This is a genomic window from Rhodococcus sp. 077-4, from assembly GCF_047782425.1.
GTDB lineage: Bacteria > Actinomycetota > Actinomycetes > Mycobacteriales > Mycobacteriaceae > Rhodococcoides.
This window is the reverse complement of record NZ_JAJPWC010000001.1, coordinates 1,370,654-1,389,365: the sequence shown is the minus strand read 5'-3', so window position 1 is coordinate 1,389,365 and position 18,712 is coordinate 1,370,654. Positions and strand designations below refer to the sequence as shown.

Annotated in this window: 19 protein-coding genes; 10 read left to right on the top strand and 9 right to left on the bottom strand. The window is 64.9% G+C overall.

Features of this window, described 5'->3' with window-relative positions; genetic code table 11:
• Positions 1 to 33: 33 nt before the first annotated feature.
• Positions 34 to 363, bottom strand: a complete 330-nt coding sequence (locus ACNEOT_RS06815) for a winged helix-turn-helix transcriptional regulator (RefSeq protein ID WP_415973145.1) — start codon at positions 361 to 363, stop codon at positions 34 to 36.
• An 80-nt stretch (positions 364 to 443) separates the two neighbouring features.
• On the opposite strand from ACNEOT_RS06815, the gene ACNEOT_RS06810 reads away from it, so the two are divergent.
• Positions 444 to 791: a DoxX family protein gene (locus ACNEOT_RS06810; protein WP_415973144.1), complete on the top strand. Its 348-nt coding sequence runs from the start codon at positions 444 to 446 to the stop codon at positions 789 to 791.
• Here the strand turns inward: ACNEOT_RS06810 and ACNEOT_RS06805 are convergent.
• The 6 genes from ACNEOT_RS06805 to ACNEOT_RS06780 are packed head-to-tail and all read right to left on the bottom strand — an operon-like array spanning position 771 to position 5,893.
• Complete coding sequence (locus ACNEOT_RS06805; RefSeq protein WP_415973143.1) at positions 771 to 1,376, bottom strand: DJ-1/PfpI family protein; 606 nt, start codon at positions 1,374 to 1,376, stop codon at positions 771 to 773. The two genes, ACNEOT_RS06810 and ACNEOT_RS06805, sit on opposite strands and share 21 nt — an antisense overlap.
• A gap of 6 nt (positions 1,377 to 1,382) precedes the next feature.
• On the bottom strand, positions 1,383 to 2,060 hold the full coding sequence (locus tag ACNEOT_RS06800; protein WP_415973142.1) for a GOLPH3/VPS74 family protein: 678 nt from the start codon (positions 2,058 to 2,060) through the stop codon (positions 1,383 to 1,385).
• Complete coding sequence (locus ACNEOT_RS06795) at positions 2,057 to 2,476, bottom strand: DUF1801 domain-containing protein (RefSeq protein ID WP_415973141.1); 420 nt, start codon at positions 2,474 to 2,476, stop codon at positions 2,057 to 2,059. The genes ACNEOT_RS06800 and ACNEOT_RS06795 overlap by 4 nt, the downstream gene beginning before the upstream one ends.
• Positions 2,473 to 2,817, bottom strand: coding sequence for a UBP-type zinc finger domain-containing protein (locus ACNEOT_RS06790; RefSeq protein WP_415973140.1), 345 nt, complete (start codon positions 2,815 to 2,817; stop codon positions 2,473 to 2,475). The genes ACNEOT_RS06795 and ACNEOT_RS06790 overlap by 4 nt, the downstream gene beginning before the upstream one ends.
• A complete protein-coding gene (locus tag ACNEOT_RS06785; RefSeq protein ID WP_415973139.1) occupies positions 2,814 to 4,241 on the bottom strand; it encodes an ATP-binding protein in 1,428 nt (475 codons plus the stop codon). Before ACNEOT_RS06785 ends, ACNEOT_RS06790 begins: the two co-directional genes overlap by 4 nt.
• Positions 4,238 to 5,893, bottom strand: coding sequence for an FAD-dependent oxidoreductase (locus ACNEOT_RS06780; protein WP_415973138.1), 1,656 nt, complete (start codon positions 5,891 to 5,893; stop codon positions 4,238 to 4,240). The genes ACNEOT_RS06785 and ACNEOT_RS06780 overlap by 4 nt, the downstream gene beginning before the upstream one ends.
• A gap of 433 nt (positions 5,894 to 6,326) precedes the next feature.
• Here ACNEOT_RS06780 and ACNEOT_RS06775 point away from each other — a divergent pair, with 433 nt between their 5' ends.
• From ACNEOT_RS06775 to ACNEOT_RS06750, 6 genes are all read left to right on the top strand, one after another.
• Complete coding sequence (locus ACNEOT_RS06775) at positions 6,327 to 7,139, top strand: DUF1206 domain-containing protein (RefSeq protein WP_415973137.1); 813 nt, start codon at positions 6,327 to 6,329, stop codon at positions 7,137 to 7,139.
• Positions 7,140 to 7,299: 160 nt separating this feature from the next.
• Positions 7,300 to 7,764, top strand: a complete 465-nt coding sequence (locus ACNEOT_RS06770) for an SRPBCC family protein (protein WP_415973136.1) — start codon at positions 7,300 to 7,302, stop codon at positions 7,762 to 7,764.
• 86 nt (positions 7,765 to 7,850) lie between these two features.
• Complete coding sequence (locus ACNEOT_RS06765) at positions 7,851 to 8,120, top strand: GlsB/YeaQ/YmgE family stress response membrane protein (protein WP_415973135.1); 270 nt, start codon at positions 7,851 to 7,853, stop codon at positions 8,118 to 8,120.
• Positions 8,121 to 8,271: 151 nt separating this feature from the next.
• Positions 8,272 to 8,988, top strand: coding sequence for a phosphatidylserine decarboxylase (locus ACNEOT_RS06760; RefSeq protein WP_415973134.1), 717 nt, complete (start codon positions 8,272 to 8,274; stop codon positions 8,986 to 8,988).
• 8 nt (positions 8,989 to 8,996) lie between these two features.
• The gene (locus ACNEOT_RS06755; RefSeq protein ID WP_415973133.1) at positions 8,997 to 9,851 is read left to right on the top strand and encodes a CDP-alcohol phosphatidyltransferase family protein; all 855 of its coding nucleotides are present in this window, start codon (positions 8,997 to 8,999) and stop codon (positions 9,849 to 9,851) included.
• Positions 9,852 to 9,907: 56 nt separating this feature from the next.
• Positions 9,908 to 12,082, top strand: a complete 2,175-nt coding sequence (locus ACNEOT_RS06750; protein ID WP_415973132.1) for an AAA family ATPase — start codon at positions 9,908 to 9,910, stop codon at positions 12,080 to 12,082.
• A gap of 57 nt (positions 12,083 to 12,139) precedes the next feature.
• Here ACNEOT_RS06750 and ACNEOT_RS06745 read toward each other — a convergent pair whose 3' ends face one another.
• Together ACNEOT_RS06745 and ACNEOT_RS06740 are read right to left on the bottom strand one after the other, a co-directional pair.
• Complete coding sequence (locus tag ACNEOT_RS06745; RefSeq protein WP_415973131.1) at positions 12,140 to 12,892, bottom strand: isocitrate lyase/PEP mutase family protein; 753 nt, start codon at positions 12,890 to 12,892, stop codon at positions 12,140 to 12,142.
• A gap of 63 nt (positions 12,893 to 12,955) precedes the next feature.
• Positions 12,956 to 13,366, bottom strand: a complete 411-nt coding sequence (locus tag ACNEOT_RS06740; RefSeq protein WP_415973130.1) for an NUDIX hydrolase — start codon at positions 13,364 to 13,366, stop codon at positions 12,956 to 12,958.
• Between the two features lie 221 nt (positions 13,367 to 13,587).
• Between ACNEOT_RS06740 and ACNEOT_RS06735 the strand changes: the two genes are divergently transcribed.
• The 3 genes from ACNEOT_RS06735 to ACNEOT_RS06725 are packed head-to-tail and all read left to right on the top strand — an operon-like array spanning position 13,588 to position 18,712.
• Positions 13,588 to 16,452 carry a Na+/H+ antiporter subunit A gene (locus ACNEOT_RS06735; RefSeq protein ID WP_415973129.1) on the top strand — a complete coding sequence of 955 codons (2,865 nt, stop codon included), beginning with the start codon at positions 13,588 to 13,590 and terminating at the stop codon, positions 16,450 to 16,452.
• A complete protein-coding gene (locus ACNEOT_RS06730) occupies positions 16,449 to 17,072 on the top strand; it encodes a Na(+)/H(+) antiporter subunit C (RefSeq protein WP_415973128.1) in 624 nt (207 codons plus the stop codon). The genes ACNEOT_RS06735 and ACNEOT_RS06730 overlap by 4 nt, the downstream gene beginning before the upstream one ends.
• A complete protein-coding gene (locus tag ACNEOT_RS06725; protein ID WP_415973127.1) occupies positions 17,069 to 18,712 on the top strand; it encodes a Na+/H+ antiporter subunit D in 1,644 nt (547 codons plus the stop codon). The genes ACNEOT_RS06730 and ACNEOT_RS06725 overlap by 4 nt, the downstream gene beginning before the upstream one ends.

Sequence of the window (18,712 nt, the reverse complement as noted above, 5' to 3'; positions counted from 1 at the left end):
ACCCTTCTGACCCCTGCGACAGGTTCGCGGGGGTCAGATGTTTTTCGAGGCCCACTCCGTGAGCGCCTGCAGTGACGGCAGCAGCGCCTTGCCGCTTCGCGTGAGGCTGTATTCCACCGAGATGGGCGGCCCGTCCTCGACGGTGCGTGCCACCAGACCTGCCTTGCCGAGTTCTCCCAGACGCTCGGACAACACCGAATCACTGATGCCACCGACAGCGCGGCGCAGGTCCGAGAATCCCAACGGCCCGTTCATCAACGTCGCGAGCAGAATTCCGTTCCACCTCTTACCGAGGAAACCGAAAGCTTTCGTCAGTGCTCCGTCGCAGGCACGCGGATCATGATCCGCTCCATTCGTTGCCATGGCTCCACCCTACCGAGGGTGCTACAGTCTGCCTCGCTGCTTCTGAATTACTAGTGGCCTCAGAAATGAAAGCAGGGCTCATGTTCATCGCAACCGTCATCGTGTCGGTCCTTCTCGCCGTAGCACTCACGTTCTCCGCCATCGGGAAACTGACCAAGAATCCGTCCGTCGTTCCGATGCTCGAGCAGGTCGGCGTTCCCACTGACAAGATTCCGTGGCTGGCCTACGCGGAACTGGCAGGAGCTGTGGGCCTTCTGGTGGGTCTGTACCTGTGGCCCATCGGCGTCGCAGCAGCCGTCGGCGTCATCGCCTACTTCGTCGGGGCGGTTGCCGCACACGTGCGCGTCAAGGACAAGGAATTCGCGCCTGCCGCAGGGCTGGCCGTGTTCGCCGTCGTCGCACTCGTGCTACGGGTGCTCAGCGCCTGACCAGTCGTAATCCATCTGGCCCGCGGTGGCGAGTGCGTGATCCGCGCCGACCCACCGCGCGACCAGATGCAACGCCAGATCCAGGCCGGCACTGATCCCGGCCGACGTCGCGAGATCGCCATGGTCGATGTACCGAACACCCTCGTGCACAACGAGATCGGGCCAACGGACTCTCAACGCGTCGAGATCTTCCCAGTGCGTGGTGACCGGGCGCGCATCGAGCAGTCCCGCCGCCGCGAGCACGAACGCGCCGGTGCACACCGATGCGACCAACTCGGCGTCGGGCCGAAGTCGCTGCAACCACTGCAGAACCCGGCGGTCCGCCGAGGCGGCATCGACCACGCCGCCCGGGACCACGACGACGTCGTATCCCCGCGGATCGTCGATCGTGGTGTCGACGCCGATTCTCATCCCGCCCCGAGCAGTAACCGCCCTGTCGTCGATCCCGACGAGTGTCACCTCGAAAGGTGCTGCGCTCCCTGTGCGTTGGGCCACGCGATTGGCCACCGAGAACACCTCGAACGGCCCGCATGCGTCGAGCACCTCGACATCGTCGAACAGCAGAATGGCAACTCTCCTACTCACGTCGCCTCAGCTGCTCGTGGTCGACACGATGACGGGCACCATCACCGCGGCCATCACCGCAGTGTTGACATCCGAGACGGCCTTGCGCACCGCCGCGCCTGCCCACTCCCCCTCGGCGATCTGCTTCGCTCGCTGCTTCAGGAACTTCTTGTCCGCGTCCACGATCACCTTGTGCGTCAGGTCCACCGCCGAGATCAGTGAGATCAACGCAGCCGTCTGCGGCTGTGGCGTCGTCCCGTCGACGAGCGTGCTCCGCAGGGCATCCCGCAGCGCTTTCTCGCGCGAGGTATCACGAGCGGGCCACGCCGTCGTCGGGAACAACCCCAACACCTTGTCGTGTCTTTCGGTGACGAAACCCTGCGCGGCCAGACGCGCGGCCAGCTCCTTCGCCAGATTCTTCTGCGACTTCTCGATCACCTTCTGCGGTTTCATCGGCCGCGAAGCCGTGCCCACGAGATCGAACACCCGACGCAGCAGCGCATCTGCAGGTGGGTTTCCGGAAATGGCGACGTGGTCCTTCTTCACCTGCTCACCGGGGCCGGTGATACGCAGCGATCCGCCCATCGCGAGCTCGACCACCAGTGCTCCGGCCAGCACCCGCGGCAGTTTCGTGCTGTCGGCGAGCGGTTTGCCCGAGTGGTCGTCGAGCAACAACAGCAGCAGGTCCTCCGCAATCAAGGTCATGACCCGAGGTTACCGAGAATGTACGAGTAGTTGAGGGACACCAATTGCTCGACGATCGCTACGTCCACATCGGCAAGTGTGTTCACGTACAAGCAACCCGCTCCTCGCTTGTGCTTTCCCAATTGTTCGACGAGCGCGTCGGACCCGGGCGCGGAGGTGAGCCCGTACAACGACAGACTCGCCTTGCGCGGCGAGAAGCCGACGACGAAGTACTCGCCCCGCCGACCACTACCGGTGGTGTACCGGTAGGTGCCGAAACCCACCATCGTCGGACCCCACATCACCGGCCGCCGCTCGGTGACGCGGCCCATCATCTTTGCGAGCACGAGCCCGTCCGCGCGCCGCACCGGATGCTGCACGGCTGCCAGGAAATCCTCGGCGAGGATCTCGGTCGGCCGTGTCAGGTTCTCGTTCAATTGACCAGACTCTGCCAGTTCGACGGCACCCGCTCCCGCGGACCGGGAACCGTCTGATCGAGTGGATGATGCTGCGGCGGTGCCAGTTCCGGTCCGTCGTACATCTGCTCGTCCTCGTAGTTGTAGAACCAGTCCTCTCCGGGTTCGTAGCTGCGCACGAACTGATGCCGGGTGGATTCGGCGTGCTTGCTGGCGTGCTGCGAGGGAGACGAATCGCAGCATCCGATGTGGCCACACTGCGCACACCGACGCAGATGCACCCACCACCCCTGAGTCTGTGTGCATTCCACACATCCGGGTCCCGACGGCGGAACGCTCGGATCGATGCCTTCGATGGTCATGAGGTCTCCTCGATTGCGGGGTGAACGGGCAGTCGCACGATGAAGCGGGTGTCTCCGGGTTCGGACACCACCCGCAGATCGCCCTGATGCTTCTTCACCACGATCCGCCACGAGATGTCCAGGCCCAGACCTGTCCCCTCGCCGACCGGCTTGGTGGTGAAGAACGGCTCGAAAATTCGAGACCGGATCTCTTGCGGCACACCGGGTCCGGTGTCGCACACCTCGATCTGAACCTGGTCCTCGTCCAGGGATGTTCGCACCGTCAGCCTGCCGTGACCTTCCATGGCCTGGACTGCGTTGTCGATCAAGTTGGTCCACACCTGATTGAGCTCGGCGGCGTAGGCGGGGATGGGCGGCACCGCGGGGTCGTAGTCCTTGACCACTCGGATGTCGTCACCGATCTTGCGGCCCAACATGATCAGCGTGCTGTCGAGCAGCTCGCGCACATCCACTGTCTGGTACGGCGCACGATCCATCTGCGAATACTGCTTCGCCGCACCGACCAACGTGGAGATTCGCGTGGTCGAATCCGCGATCTCGTTCATCAGCAGCTCGGTCTCGACGGTGTAGTTGAGCCACCGAATCGCACCCTCGAGCATCGCGGGATCGTCGACCGTCGCCGAGACCCGATCGAGCCACGGCACATCGAGACCGGCCGAGACGAACGTGGGAGCCAGATCCCAACCGTCACGAATTTCTTTGTCCTCGAACCACTCTCCGAGTTCGTCCTCGCGATCCGACGCCTCCATCGCCGTCAGCTTCGGAGCCTTGGCCACCAGTTCCACGGCCTCGTTCTGCAGCCCGACGAGATGCGCCATGCTGGTGCGATCGAGCGTGCCGCCGGCGATCATCGCCAACTTCTGCCGCATGTGCGCCACCCGATCCCGCAACGCCGACGTCGCTCGCACCGCGGCCGCCGCCGGGTTGTTCAGCTCGTGCGTCAACCCGGCCGACAGAGAACCCAACGCCAACAAGCGTTCTCGCTGTTCGAGCACCTGCTTGGTGTTCTGACTGCCGAAGAACAATCCCTCGAGCAGATGCAACGCCATCGGGAACCAGTCGCGCACGATGGACGCGAAGCACTCGGCGTCGAGCACGAAGAACGTCGAGCGCTCGGTCACCCTCATCGAACCCTTGTACGTCTGTTGCACCCGATCACCCAGGTACGCCTGCCATGCGCCCGCGTACACCCCGCGCTGCGACGTCCGGTTGGTCACCAGATCCTCGCCGCCGGACAGCATCGACAGCACCACGGTGCCGCTCATCAGCACGTAGAAACACGTGGCCGGATCACCCTCGCTGAACACCGGCCCCGGTTCGATCGTCTCGATGCGACCCTCCCGGCACAGCTCGTCGAGCTGTGCATCGGTGAGATGCTCGAACAGAAACAGCGTCCGCAACTCCCCCGGATCACATTCGCTCACGGGTTCGCCAAGTATCTGTGCACCAACATCACGGCCATTGCTCCTTCTCCCACTGCCGACGCGACGCGTTTGGCCGAGTCGGATCGAACGTCACCGGCCGCGAACACACCGGGCACACTCGTCTCGAGGTGATGCGGCAACCGGGCGGGCGTCCACCCGGCAGGCCCGCGACCGTCGACGACGAGATCCGGGCCGGTGACCACGAAACCGTGATCGTCCCGGACGAGCACCCCGTCGAGCCAGTCGGTGCGCGGTGCCGCTCCGATGAACAGGAACAGGTACTGGGCGTCGACCGTCGTGGTTTCGTCGGTTGCCTTGTTGTGCAGCGTGATCGACTCGAGGTGGCCGTCGCCCGACACACCGACGACCTCGGTGCACGCGCGGACGCTGATCTTCGGGTTCTCCTCGATCTGCTTGATGAGGTAGTACGACATCGACGCTTCGAGCGAGGTGGCCCTGATCAGAATGGTCACCGACCTGGCTCCGCGCGAGAGATACACCGCCGCCTGGCCCGCCGAGTTGGCGCCGCCGACGATGTACACGTCCTGCTCGGTGCACCGCGCCGCCTCGGTCATCGCCGATCCGTAGAACACCCCGCGGCCGGTGAAGTCCTCGATGCCGGGCGCATTCAACCGACGATAGGAAACGCCAGTGGACAGGATGATCGTCTGGGCACTGATGCTGCGGCCGTCGGCGAAGCGCACGGTGCGCGCGGCACCGTTGGCCTCGAGCCCGACGACGTCCTGGGTGGTGACCACCTCGGCACCGAACTTCAGCGCCTGCCGCCGCGCCCGCTCTGCCAGCTGAGCGCCCGACACACCGTCGGGGAATCCCAGGTAGTTCTCGATCCGCGAACTCTGGCCGGCCTGCCCACCGGTTGCGGTCCGCTCGATGAGCGTCGTCCGCAAACCTTCGGACGCACCGTAGAGAGCAGCGCCGAGTCCGGCCGGGCCGCCGCCGATGACGACGAGATCGTAGAACTCCTCCGACGGCGAGATCGTCAGTCCGAGTCGGTTGCCGAGTTCGGCGTCGGACGGCTCGATCAGCGCATCGCCCTCGGTGGTGATGACCACCGGCAGTCGATCGTCCTCCACACCTGCCGCGGCCAACAGCCGGGCACCTTCGGACTCGTCCGACATGTACCAGCGGTACGGCAGCTGATTGCGGGCCAAGAACTCGCGGATTTCCGAGGACCGAGCAGACCAGCGATGGCCGACGATCTTGGTGTCCTCGACAGCCCGGTGGTCGTACGCACACCAGGCCTCGAGTTGGGCGTCGAGCACGGGGTAGAGCTTTTCCTCGGGCGGATCCCACGGCTTGAGGAGGTAGTAGTCGAGATCGATGACGTTGATCGCGTCTATCGCAGCATCGGTGTCCGCATACGCGGTGAGGAGGATGCGGCGAGCCGTCGGGAACAGATCCATCGCTTGTTCGAGAAACTCCATGCCGCTCATCTGCGGCATGCGGTAGTCGGCCAACAAGATGGCGACCGGAGTGCCGCGCAGTGTGAGTTCCTTGAGTGCGTCGAGCGCCCCGGCACCGGATTCGGCGCGCACTATGCGGTACTGCTCGCCGTATCGACGGCGGAGGTCGCGGGCGACCGATCTCGACACTCCGGGATCGTCGTCGACGCTGAGAATGACCGGTTTCATGACCCTCCAGGACTGGTACTCATCAACCTCATGAGCATGCCACTACCTCGACGAGGATGGGAGGCAACCAGTGGCGTCCAGCCTGGGAACGGCAGGGTCAGATTCGGCCGCGTCGAATCAGATCGAGTTCCTGCGGGGTGAGGAGTCTTTCGAGCTTCTCGGCCGGCCAGGTACGCGGACTCCCGCTCATCCTGGCGGTCTTCAACAGGGGTAGATCACTGCTGGTACGACGCATAATCGATTGTAATTTCACGGTGGATCACTCCGAACAATTTCTTCGTTGGTCCCGACACTCCGCTTGCTACATCGATCAGTGTCCGCCCCGTGTTAACGCCTCGGTGGGATCTCGTGCGGCGTTTCGCGCCGTAAGACAGTTTCCTTCGCCTTGGGTCGGGGTAAACAACTGCCCAAATCTACTGATCGGGGAACATTCGTGAACACGTCGGGAAATTCGACATCGGGCAAATCGCTGGCCGGTTCCGTGCAGGACAACGGAGCATTCGAGAAAGCCGCGCGAGCCGGCCACTTCGTCAGCGGAGTGCTGCACATCCTGATCGGCTACATCGCCGTTCGGTTGGCGTTCGGTCAGTCGGGCAACGCGGACCAGTCGGGCGCGCTCGCCGAGTTGGCCGACAAGCCCGGCGGAAAGATCGCCCTCTGGGTGGCGGTGGTCGCGTTCGTGGCCCTGGCTCTGTGGCGAGTCGTCGAAGCGATCGTCGGCAAGAAGTCCGATGCCGACGAAGGTAGCGGGATGGACCGCCTCAAAGCAGCGGCTCTGGCCGTCGTCTATCTCGCATTCGCCTTCTCGACCTACGGCTTCGCAACCGGTTCGGGTAAGTCCAGCGGGCAGCAGAACGCCGGATACTCGGCTCGACTGATGGAATCCGGTGGCGGCAAGCTGGTACTGATCGTCATCGCCCTGGTCGTCATCGGCGTCGGCGCGTACCACGTCTACAAGGGTGTCTCGAAGAACTTCGTCGACGATCTCGAAGGTCATCAGAGCGGAGCCGTCGTCAAACTCGGTATCGCCGGATACGCCGCCAAGGGCGCTGCTCTCGTCGGAGCCGGCATCCTCGTCGTGGTGGCCGTGCTTCAATCCGATCCGTCCAAGGCCACCGGCATCGACGGCGCCCTCAAAACCCTCGGCTCGCAGCCCTACGGACAGGTGCTACTCGTGCTCGCCGGAGTGGGCATCGCGCTCTACGGGCTGTATGCGTTCGTTCTGGCTCGCTTCGCTCGAATGTGAGCGGGAGTGGCGCCTGCGGAACGACCCCAGGTGGACGAAAGTTCGACCCCTGCTACGAAGTTCCGCTCACCTGCTGGCCCACTGTGTCCGCTGACACATAGGATTCGCACGATTGAGTGTGACAGTCGGTTGCATTTACCTCACTACCTGGAGGAATCCGTTGAGCAAGACTCTGGAAGCCACGATCGACATCGCCGCGAGCCCCGAGACCGTTTGGTCGATCGTCTCCGACCTGCAGCGCATGGGCGAGTGGAGCCCCCAGTGCAAGAAGATGAAGGTTCTCGGTGGCCCGGTCGGCAAGGGCACCAAGACCCTCAACGTCAATCGCAAGGGGTTGCTCGTGTGGCCGACGACGTCCAAGGTCGTCACCTTCGAACCCAATCGAGAACTCGCGTTCCGCGTCGCCGAGAACAAGACCATCTGGTCGTACACGCTCACTCCCACCGCCACCGGAACGACCGTCGTCGAGAAGCGGGAAGCGCCCACAGGCACGTCGGCGGTGTCGTCGTTGCTGGTCAAACGTGTCCTCGGCGGCATCGACGAATTCGACGTCGAACTTGTCGAGGGCATGAACAAGACGTTGCGTCGAATCAAAGCCGAAAGCGAAAAGTCCAGCAAAAAATAGTTTTCTCAGGAATGTTTCAGGTTCGTTTCGAAGGGGCATCCGTCGTTCGACAAGAAATCGACACGAACGGAAAGTGGGGGCAACACATGTTGGGTCTCGGAATCATCGGCTGGATCATCATCGGCGGACTCGCCGGCTGGATCGGCAGCAAGATCATGAAGACGGATGCTCAGATGGGCATCATCCTGAACATCGTCGTCGGCATCATCGGCGGCCTCATCGGCGGATACCTGCTCAAGGTCTTCGGTGTCGACGTCGAAGGTGCAGGAATCATCTTCAGCTTCGTCACCTGCATCCTCGGCGCATGCATCCTGCTGTTCCTGGTCAAGCTCGTGACCGGTCGCAGCCGCGTCTGATTTCACTCGCACTTCTCGACTGCCGGGGCACCTCACGTACGCTGTGAGGGCTCCGGCAGTCGTGCGTTCGACGCACAACTCGCTCGCAGCACCATGACCTGCCAGCATTCATTTTGCCGACAGTTACTGTCGCAGACAGTTAGAGGAGACCGTGGCACGCCGTCCCGCCCCGATTGGTCAACCGCCCCGTACCGGAGTGGCTCACATCGTCGATTTGGTTCGTGAAACGGTTCCACCCCTCCACCCTGCATGCCTGCCGTTCGTCGGCGGTCCGCTCGCTGTCGCAGTTCTCGGCCGCCGATCCAAGTGGGTCCGCAACGCCGGTCTCGTGGCCGCCGGAGCCTGCGCCACCTTCTTCCGTCACCCGTCCCGGGTGCCGCCCAACCGCGCCGGCGTCGTTGTCGCCCCGGCGGACGGCCTGGTCACGCTGGTCGATACCGCCGTCCCGCCTGCCGAGCTCGATCTAGGATCACAGCCGGTTCCGCGTGTGAGCATCTTTCTCTCCGTTCTCGACGTCCACGTGCAGCGCGTTCCCGTGGGCGGTCGCGTCGTGGAGGTCGTGCACCGTAGAGGCCAGTTCAAATCGGCAGATCTCGCCGAGGCCAGCGAGGTGAACGAACGCAACAGCATGCACATCAGGACCGACTCCGGCCAGGACATTGCCGTGGTTCAGATTGCAGGCCTCATCGCCAGGCGCATCATCAACAACGCCGAGGTCGGCGACACCCTGTCGATCGGGGACACGTACGGACTGATCCGCTTCGGGTCGCGAGTCGACACCTACTTCCCCGCCGGCACCACGTTGCTGGTCGAACGCGGCCAACGCGCCGTCGGTGCCGAAACAGTCCTCGCCGAGCTCCAGCAGTAGAAGCCGACATGATCACCAGACGCGCAAAGCCGCCTGCTGCCATCCGTCTGCTCCCGTCCGTCGTCACGATTCTCGCGCTGTGCTCGGGCCTGTCCGCGGTCAAGTTCGCCATCGACGGCCGACTCGACATCGCGCTCGCCATGGTCGGCGCTGCAGCGATCCTCGACGCACTGGACGGCCGTATCGCTCGACTGCTCGACGCCACCAGCAAGATCGGTGCCGAGCTGGACTCACTGTCCGACGCGATCTCGTTCGGTGTCGCGCCTGCATTGGTGCTGTACGTGACGCTGCTCGAGGGCAGCAGCGGCGGTTGGATCATCGCGCTGGTCTACGCGGTGAGCATCGTGCTCAGGCTCGCGCGCTTCAACACTCTGCTCGACGAGGACGACACCCCCGCCTACGCCCGCGAGTACTTCACCGGAGTTCCCGCCCCCGCTGGAGCTCTCATCGCCATGGCGCCGATTGCCGCGTTCGAGGAGTTCGGTGACGGCTGGTGGGCATCGTTCTACGTCGTCGCCGGATGGTCGATCCTCACTGCGGGCATGATCGTCAGCCGCATCCCCACTTTGGCGCTCAAGACCGTCTCGGTGCCGCCTCGGCTGGCAGCGATTCTGCTGGTCCTGGTGGCTCTGCTTGCCGCCGCGCTCATCACCTTCCCGCTGATCCTGCTGATGGGATTGGTGCTGGCCTACCTGGTGCACATCCCGTTCGCAGTTCGTTCGCAGCGCTGGACGGCCGCTCGCCCGTACACCTGGGACGCCAAGCCGGCCGAGCGCCGAGCCGAGCGTCGGGCCATCCGACGCGCTCCGGGCAACAATCGCCGGTCGCAGGCGCGACTGGGACTGCGTCGACCTCGCAGCTAGCCTTTCGCCGCTGGCCGGGAGTGGAGCCTGCGGAATGACCCCAGTAGGTTGGCCGTGTGACCGAATCTCGCCCGACCACACCCGAGCTCGTTCTCACCGCCCGCCTGAACACCTCGGCCGCCGATGCCCGACGCGGCGTCGTGCGGCTACATCCCGAGGTTCTCGCCGCTCTGGGTTTGCGTGAGTGGGATGCAGTCTCGCTCATCGGTTCTCGTCGTACAGCTGCCGTCGTCGCTGCGGCCCCCGAGGGATCGCCACAGGGCACCGCACTGCTGGACGACGTCACGCTCTCCAACACCGGCCTTCGCGAGAACGCCTCTGTCGCAGTCGGACCCGTCACGGTGTACGGAGCCAAGACCGTCACGGTGACGGGCTCTGCGCTGGCCACCGGCTCCATCTCCGACGCCACTCTGCGGCAGGCGTTGCTCGGCAAGGTGCTGACGGTGGGAGACACGGTGTCTCTGCTCCCCCGCGATCTGGGCCCCGGTACGTCGACGAGTTCTGCGACGCAGGCGTTGTCGCGAACGTTCGGGGTGGCGTGGACAACGGAGCTGTTGACGGTCTCGGCCGTCGACCCTTCGGGTGGGCCGGTGAGCGTGCAGCCCAATTCGGCGGTGTCCTGGGGAACCGGAACGATCGCTCGAACCCCGGCGTCCCGCAACACGATCCCCAGACCTGCCGCGCCGCCGGTGAGCGTGGCGGATCTCGTGGGCGTGAGCGCTCAGCAGTCCAAGCTCACCGAATGGCTGCGACTGGCGCTCGACGAGTCGGAACTGTTGGCCACGTTGGGCGCGTCCCCGCACCTGGGGGTGTTGATCACCGGACCGGGCGGAGTCGGCAAGGCAACGTTGGCGCGCGCGGTGATCGGTGAGCGTGCCTGCGTCGAATTGGACGGTCCGTCGATCGGCGCGCTCGAGGCGTCGGCTCGGGTGGAGCGGGTCACCTCGGCGGTGGACGAACTTTCCGGTTCCGGCGTGCTGCTGATCACCGACGTCGACGCGTTGTTGCCCGCCGATCCCGAACCGGCGTCCACGTTCGTTCTCGACGTACTTCGTCGGGCAGTCGATACCCCGGGACTGGCGCTGATCGCGACAACGGCTCATCCGGAGGCCACCGACGCGAGAGTGCGCGGTCAGGACCTCTGCGATCGTGAACTCACACTCACTCTGCCCGACGCCGCCGGCCGCAAGGGATTGCTCGAGCACCTCGTGCGGAAGGTTCCCCAGAGCGATGTCGAACTCGGCGAGATCGCCTCGCGGACACCAGGATTCGTGGTCGCCGATCTGGCCGCCCTGACGCGGGAGGCGGCGCTGCGGGCGGCTGCTCGCGCGTCGAACGATTCGGCCGCGGCCTCGCTGACCCAGGAAGATCTGGTGGGCGCCCTGCAGGTGATCCGGCCGCTGTCGCGTTCGGGCAGCGAGGAACTGGCCATTGGTAGCCTCACCCTCGACGACGTCGGCGACATGGTCGAGACCAAACAGGCACTCACCGAGGCCGTGCTGTGGCCGCTGCGACATCCGGACTCGTTCGCGCGCTTGGGAATCGAGCCGCCGCGCGGAGTTCTGCTCTACGGACCACCCGGGTGCGGCAAGACGTTCCTGGTGCGGGCGCTCGCCAGTTCCGGCCAGCTGAGCGTGCACTCGGTCAAGGGCGCGGAGTTGATGGACAAGTGGGTCGGCTCCTCGGAAAAGGCCGTCCGAGAACTCTTTCAGCGTGCCCGCGATTCCGCTCCCTCGCTGATCTTTCTCGACGAGGTGGATGCGCTCGTGCCCCGACGCGGCCAGAGCTCGGATTCGGGCGTCGGAGATCGGGTGGTCGCGGCGCTGCTGACCGAACTCGACGGCGTCGAACCGTTGCGCGATGTCGTCGTACTCGGGGCCACCAACCGGCCCGATCTGATCGATCCCGCGCTGCTGCGGCCCGGCCGACTCGAACGCCTGGTGTTCGTGCCACCGCCGGATTCCGATGCGCGAGTGGACATCCTGAAGGCGTCGGGCAGATCCATCCCGCTCGCCGAGGACGTGGATCTGGAGTCCCTGGCGCGCGATCTGGACGGCTACTCCGCGGCCGATTGTGCGGCCCTGCTGCGCGAGGCCGCGTTGACGGCGATGCGTCGGTCGATGGATGCCGCCGACGTCACCGCCGCCGATGTCGCCGCTGCTCGGGCAACGGTCAAACCGTCACTCGATCCCGAGCAGGTGGCGCATCTGCGGGCCTACGGGAGTGCCTAGCGGCAGTGGTGCGTTTATGTGCCGCAGGGGGCACTCAACCGCACCACTGCGCAGCACTCACTTCCAGCGGGCGAGAACTTCTTCGGCACGCTTGGCGAGCACCATCTGGAAGATCGGGCCGAAGCTGATGCGGCCGACGCCCAGGGACGCGAAGTGGGAGAGGTCGCCTTCGGCGGGGTTCGCGATGGCGTTGATCGGCAGTGGGAGTTCCTCGGCGAGGCGCTTGTAGTCGGCGTCGCTGTGGAAGCCGACGGGGTAGAGCGAGTCGGCTCCGGCTTCGGCGGCCAACTTCATGCGGGCGATGGCGCGGTCGACGCGGTCGTTCTCGTCGCCGATCGCCTTGACGAACAGGTCGGTGCGGGCGTTGATGACCACGTGGACGTCGGTGGCGTCGGATGCCGAGCGGAGTGCTCCGACGAAGTCGGCGTGTTCCTGTGCTTCGCGGAGGCGGCCGCCCTCGCTGTGCACGGTGTCCTCGATGTTGAGGCCGACGGCTCCTGCGGAGATCAGTCCGTCGATCAGCCGCTTGGGGTCCTCGCCGTAGCCGGATTCGATGTCCACGGACAGTGGCGCGTCGACGGCGCTGGAGATCTGCGAGATGCGGGTGAGGAGCTCGTCGAAGGTGATGCCCTCGTTGTCGGGCTTGCCGATGGAGTCCGAGACGGGATGGCTACCGACGGTCAGCGCGGTGAAGCCCGCGGACACGGCCAGGTTGGCGGACCAGGCGTCCCATACGGTCGGCAGTACGACCGGGTTTCCTGGCTGGTGCAGCTCGAGCAGGGTTGCAGCTTTCTGGGACAGGTTCGTCATGGGGACTCCTTCACGGTGGCCGAGGAGAGAACGTACGTTCTCCTACCCGACAACGTACCCGCTTCAGTCGATCAAATCGAGGGCTTTCATTCGCTCGAACACCATCAGCGATCCCGGAGCGACGTCGGGCATGGCCGCGTACTCGTCACGGGTGAAGTATCTGATCTCGGCGATTTCACTGGTCGGAGTCGGCTCGTCGGTCAGATCGGCAAGGAAGCACGTGATTTCGAGCGGGGTGCCTGCCGGGTGTCCCCAGGCCTCGCACTCGAACACTCCGAGGAGTTGCGCATCGGTCACCGCCGTGTCGAGCTCTTCTCTGATCTCTCGATGCAGCGCCTGTTCCGGCGTCTCGCCGGGATCGATCTTGCCGCCCGCCATGTAGAAGGCGGACTTACCCACCGAACGCGTCTGGATCATTCGGCGATCCCTGACGTACGCCAGACCGGCAGTGCGAATGAGCGGCGAATTCTTCACCGGCACTCCCTTCGTCAGGCCGATTTGTACCGCTTGGCACGCTTCCGACCACGCAAAGTAGGATGGAAATCAACAACTTCCGTGCTGCCGTCGGCACACCGGTTCGTTATTTCTCAAATACACACATCTCGATTTCGACAGCTTGTCAGACCCTACTCATCGCCGCCCTACGACCACCGCCTCGGCCTCGCCGCCGAGGCGACCGAGACGACGGAGTGATTTTGCTCGCCATCCTTCTTGCGCATGTCGCCGCCGCGCTGCTCGCGCCGCTGTTCGTTCGGTGGTGGGGTCGTAACGCATTCTTCCCGCTTGCACTCGTCCCACTGCTGAGCCTGATCTGGGTGTTCGGCCATTGGAACACCGAGCAGAAGCTCCACATCGAATGGGTTCCGGGCCTGTCGATGGACATCGACATGCGGTTCGACTCCCTGGCCGCCATCATGTCACTGCTGGTGCTCGGCATCGGCGCACTGATTCTGCTCTATTGCGCACGCTACTTCGAGGACGACGAGCCGCGGCTCGGCTTGTTCGCGGCCGAGATGGTTGCGTTCTCCGGAGCCATGTTCGGCCTGATCACCAGCGACAACATGCTCGTCCTCTACATCTTCTGGGAAATCACCACGGTCCTGTCCTTCCTGCTCGTCGGCCATTACGCCGAACGCGCCTCGAGCAGACGCGCGGCCACCCAGGCTCTCCTGGTCACCACCGCAGGCGGCCTGGCGATGCTGGTCGGCATCATCATCCTCGGCCAGGTATCGGGCACCTACAACCTGTCGGAGCTGGTGGCGAACGCTCCGGGCGGTTGGTTGTCCGGGGTCGCAATCGTGCTGGTTCTCATCGGTGCGCTGAGCAAATCGGCCATCGTCCCGCTGCATTTCTGGCTCCCCGGAGCCATGGCCGCTCCCACACCGGTCAGCGGATACCTGCACGCCGCCGCGATGGTCAAAGCGGGCATCTATCTGGTGGCACGCCTGGCACCGGGGTTCGCCGACTCGGGCCCGTGGCGCGCGACCGTGATCACACTGGGACTGCTGTCGATGATCATGGCGGGGTGGCGAGCCCTGCGGGCGTTCGACCTCAAGCTCATCCTCGCGTTCGGCACCGTCAGCCAGCTCGGCTTCCTGATGGTGTTGGTCGGCATCGGCTCGGAAAAGGCCATGCTCGCCGGCCTGACGATGGTGATCGCGCACGCGATGTTCAAGGCGACGCTGTTCATGGTGGTCGGCATCATCGATCACACCACCGGCACCCGCGACATCCGCAAGCTCGCCCACCTCGGCAAGAAGGCACCCTGGCTCGCAGCGATCGCCGCTCTCGCCGCCGCCAGCATGGCCGGACTGCCACCGATGATCGGGTTCGTCGGCAAGGAAACGGCGTTGTCGGCCGTGATCGGCACGCCGACGCTGCACCCCACGGTCGCAGCCGTCGTCGTCGCCGGGCTGGTCATCGGCTCGATTCTGACGGTCACCTACAGCATTCGATTCGTGTGGGGTGCATTCGCGCGCAAGCAACTCACGCGTCCGAGTCCGTCGGTCAGGGCCATGCACGCGCCGTCCGCGCTGTTCCTGGCTGCGCCCGCGTTCCTGGCGATTGCCGGACTGATCGCCGGATTCGCGTCCCCGATCGTCGACCACATCGTCAGTCCCTACGCCCGCACCCTGCCGTCGTACGGTCAGGAGCCGTATCACCTGGCGCTGTGGCACGGGTTCAACCTGCCGTTGGCGCTCACCGCCGTCGTCGTCACCGGCGGTGTCGGGCTGTTCATCGCTCATCGCGTGGTCAACCGGCTCAAGTTCGAGCATCCCCCGCTCGGTAACGCCGACCGAATCTACGACAACGTGCTCAAGTTCATGGACACCCTGTCCATCCGTCTCACCGGCACCACCCAGCGTGGTTCGCTCCCCCTCACCCAGGGCACCATCCTGCTCACGCTCGTGCTGCTGCCGATCATCGTGTTGATCGTCGGGCAGGAACCGAGCCTCGAGTACACCCTGTGGAACACCCCGCTGCAGCTGGTCATCGGGCTGATCATGATCGGAGGCGGCCTCGGTGCCACGGTCATGCGCAACCGCCTGGCCAGTGTCATCCTGGTCGGGCTCACCGGGTACGGCTGCGGTGTCATCTTCGCCATTCACGGTGCACCGGACCTGGCCCTGACACAGTTCCTCGTCGAGACCCTCACCCTCGTGGTGTTCGTGCTCGTGCTGCGCAAGCTGCCGGCCGAAGTCGACGACCGGGGCTCCGCCGGATCTCGTGCGCCCCGTGCCGCACTGGCCGTTGCCGTCGGAGCGACCGTCAGCGTGCTGGGAGCATTCGCGATGAACGCCCGCAGCGCCGCCCCGGTGTCGTTGCAGTTCCCCCAGGCCGCATACGAACTGGGCGACGGCAAGAACATCGTCAACGTCATCCTGGTGGACATCCGCGCCTGGGACACCCTCGGCGAGATCTGTGTCCTGCTCGTCGCCGCGACGGGCGTGGCCAGCCTGGTGTTCCGTAACCGTCGGTTCGGCAGCGCTCCGCGGGTGTCCGACGCCCCCGCATCGAACGCCCCCGCATCGAACTCGGATGCGAACTACGGAGCGGAGACGACGTGGCTGCTCGGCGGCGATCTGATCGATCCGCGGCACCGTTCGTTGATTCTCGAGGTCACGACGCGGTTGATCTTCCCGACGATCATGGTGCTCTCGATCTACTTCTTCTTCTCCGGCCACAATGCCCCCGGCGGCGGGTTCGCCGGTGGCCTCACTGCCGGATTGGCGCTGGTACTGCGATATCTCGCGGGTGGTCGCTACGAGCTCGGCGAGGCGGTGCCGATCGACGCCGGGAAGATTTTGGGGCTCGGATTGATCCTCGCCGCCGGTACCGCGGTGGCGTCGATGTTCCTCGGAGCGCCGGCGTTGTCCTCGGCGACGTTGGAGCTGACGTTGCCCATCCTCGGTGACATCAAGCTCGTCACCGCACTGTTCTTCGATCTCGGTGTGTATCTCATCGTGGTCGGGTTGGTCCTCGACGTGCTCCGTAGCCTCGGTGCCCGTCTCGATGCACAGGTGGAAATGCAGAGCCAAGGCCGCGTGAGTGCCCCATGACCGCCGATCTCGGAATGCTCGTCATCGTCGGCGTCCTCGTCGCGGCGGGTGTGTACCTGCTGCTCGAACGCAGCATCACCAAGATGTTGCTCGGACTGTTGTTGTTCGGTAATGGCGTCAACCTGTTGCTGCTCACCGTCGGCGGACCCGCAGGTACGCCGCCCATCGTGGGCCGCGACAACTCCCTGCATCAGGGCATGGCCGACCCGCTCGCGCAGGCGATGATCCTGACGGCGATCGTCATCACCATGGGTATCGCGGCGTTCGTCCTCGCGCTCGCCTACCGGTCGTTCACGCTCAACACCAAGGACGACATCGAGAACGACCCCGAGGACACCAAGGTCTCCCAGCGGCGCTCGATGGCCGAGGCTCCCGATCGTGACCGCTCCGACGACCCCGTGACCGGCGAGCCGAGTTTCGGCGGCGACGCCTTCGACTCCAAGGGCAACCCGATTCCGCTCGAGGAGATCAGGAACCTCGAAGACCTCGAGTGCTACGAAGATCTGCACGACGGCGACTTCGACAACGACGACGACAACCCCCAGCTCCGTGGGTTGGACGGACTCGACACGGCCGAGAAAGACGACAGCCGACCGGACAAGAAGGGAGACGACGCATGACGATCTCCCCGGGTGTGATGGACGCCCTGACTCCGCTGCCCGTACTGATTCCGATGCTCGCGGCGGCCCTGACGCTGGTGCTGGGTCGACGCCCCCGCGCTCAACGCTTCATCACCCTCGTCGCGTTGACGGCGGTCGTCGCGATTTCGTCGATGATGCTCTATCTGGCCGATCGCGACGGCACCAGTGCACTTCAGGTCGGCGGTTGGGACTCTCCGCTCGGCATTTCTCTTGTGGTGGACCGGCTTTCGGCGATGATGCTCGTCGTCTCGTCCATCGTGTTGCTGGCGGTCATGGTGTACTCCATCGGCCAGGGTATTCGCGACGGCAGCGAGAATCAGCCCGTCTCGATCTTCCTGCCGACGTATCTCGCACTGACCGCGGGCGTGTGCAACGCGTTCCTCGCCGGCGACCTCTTCAACCTGTTCGTCGGGTTCGAGGTACTGCTCGCGGCATCGTTCGTGCTGTTGACGCTCGGTGCCAGCGCGGACCGCGTGCGCGCAGGCGTGTCGTACGTGATGGTGTCGATGGTGTCCTCGCTGATCTTCCTGATCGGAATCGCCCTCGTGTACGGCGCAACCGGGACGCTGAATCTGGCGCACATCGCGGTGCGGATGGACGACATCCCGTCGGGCACGAGAACGGCGATTTTCGCTGTCCTGCTGGTGGCGTTCGGCATCAAGGCCGCGGTGTTCCCGCTCTCGACGTGGCTGCCCGACTCGTACCCCACCGCCCCCGCTCCGGTCACCGCCGTGTTCGCCGGCTTGCTGACGAAGGTCGGTGTGTACGCGATCATCCGGGCCCACACCCTGCTGTTCCCCGACGGCTCCCTCGACAACGTGCTCATGGTCTGCGGCCTGTTGACGATGCTCGTCGGCATCCTCGGCTCCATCGCCCAGAGCGACATCAAACGACTGCTCTCGTTCACCCTCGTCAGCCACATCGGCTACATGATCTTCGGCGTCGCGTTGTCGACGCAATCGGGATTGTCCGGCTCGATCTACTACGTGGCCCACCACATTCTGGTGCAGACGACGCTGTTTCTCGTCGTCGGCCTGATCGAGCGCCAGGCCGGGTCGTCGTCGCTGCGACGCCTCGGCGGTTTGGCTGCGGCCAGCCCGGTCCTGGCGATCGTGTTCCTGGTCCCTGCCCTCAATCTCGGTGGTATTCCACCTTTTTCGGGCTTCATCGGCAAGGTCGCCCTGCTGCAGGCCGGTAGCGAACAGGGCAGCGTGTTGGCCTGGCTGCTCGTCGCCGGCGGCATCGTCACCAGCCTGTTGACGCTGTACGTGGTGGCCCGGGTGTGGACCAAGGCGTTCTGGCGCGCTCGCGCCGACGCCCCGGAGGGCGACCTGGCCGACAACAGCCCGTCCGCTCTCCTCGACGATTCGTCCGACATTCAGTTCGGTGACCGCGAGGACGTGGGCCGGATGCCCGCCTTCATGCTCATCCCGACGATCGGTCTCGTCGTCGTCGGATTGGCGATGACGGTGTTCGCGGGTCGCATCATCGACATCAGCGACCGTGCTGCAGCAGACCTGCGAGATCGCTCGGTGTACATCGATGCGGTGCGCGGCGCGGAATTCGTCGGCGATCAGGCCTACGAGCAGGCGCGTGCCGACGAGGAGGGCACCCGATGA

Bases quoted from the DNA above. Each gene is read 5' to 3' on its own strand.
- ACNEOT_RS06815 (WP_415973145.1), bottom strand. From the start codon at position 363: ATGGCAACGAATGGAGCGGATCATGATCCGCGTGCCTGCGACGGAGCA.
- ACNEOT_RS06810 (WP_415973144.1), top strand. From the start codon at position 444: ATGTTCATCGCAACCGTCATCGTGTCGGTCCTTCTCGCCGTAGCACTC.
- ACNEOT_RS06800 (WP_415973142.1), bottom strand. From the start codon at position 2,060: ATGACCTTGATTGCGGAGGACCTGCTGCTGTTGTTGCTCGACGACCAC.
- ACNEOT_RS06790 (WP_415973140.1), bottom strand. From the start codon at position 2,817: ATGACCATCGAAGGCATCGATCCGAGCGTTCCGCCGTCGGGACCCGGA.
- ACNEOT_RS06780 (WP_415973138.1), bottom strand. From the start codon at position 5,893: ATGAAACCGGTCATTCTCAGCGTCGACGACGATCCCGGAGTGTCGAGA.
- ACNEOT_RS06765 (WP_415973135.1), top strand. From the start codon at position 7,851: ATGTTGGGTCTCGGAATCATCGGCTGGATCATCATCGGCGGACTCGCC.
- ACNEOT_RS06755 (WP_415973133.1), top strand. From the start codon at position 8,997: ATGATCACCAGACGCGCAAAGCCGCCTGCTGCCATCCGTCTGCTCCCG.
- ACNEOT_RS06745 (WP_415973131.1), bottom strand. From the start codon at position 12,892: ATGACGAACCTGTCCCAGAAAGCTGCAACCCTGCTCGAGCTGCACCAG.
- ACNEOT_RS06730 (WP_415973128.1), top strand. From the start codon at position 16,449: ATGACCGCCGATCTCGGAATGCTCGTCATCGTCGGCGTCCTCGTCGCG.
- ACNEOT_RS06725 (WP_415973127.1), top strand. From the start codon at position 17,069: ATGACGATCTCCCCGGGTGTGATGGACGCCCTGACTCCGCTGCCCGTA.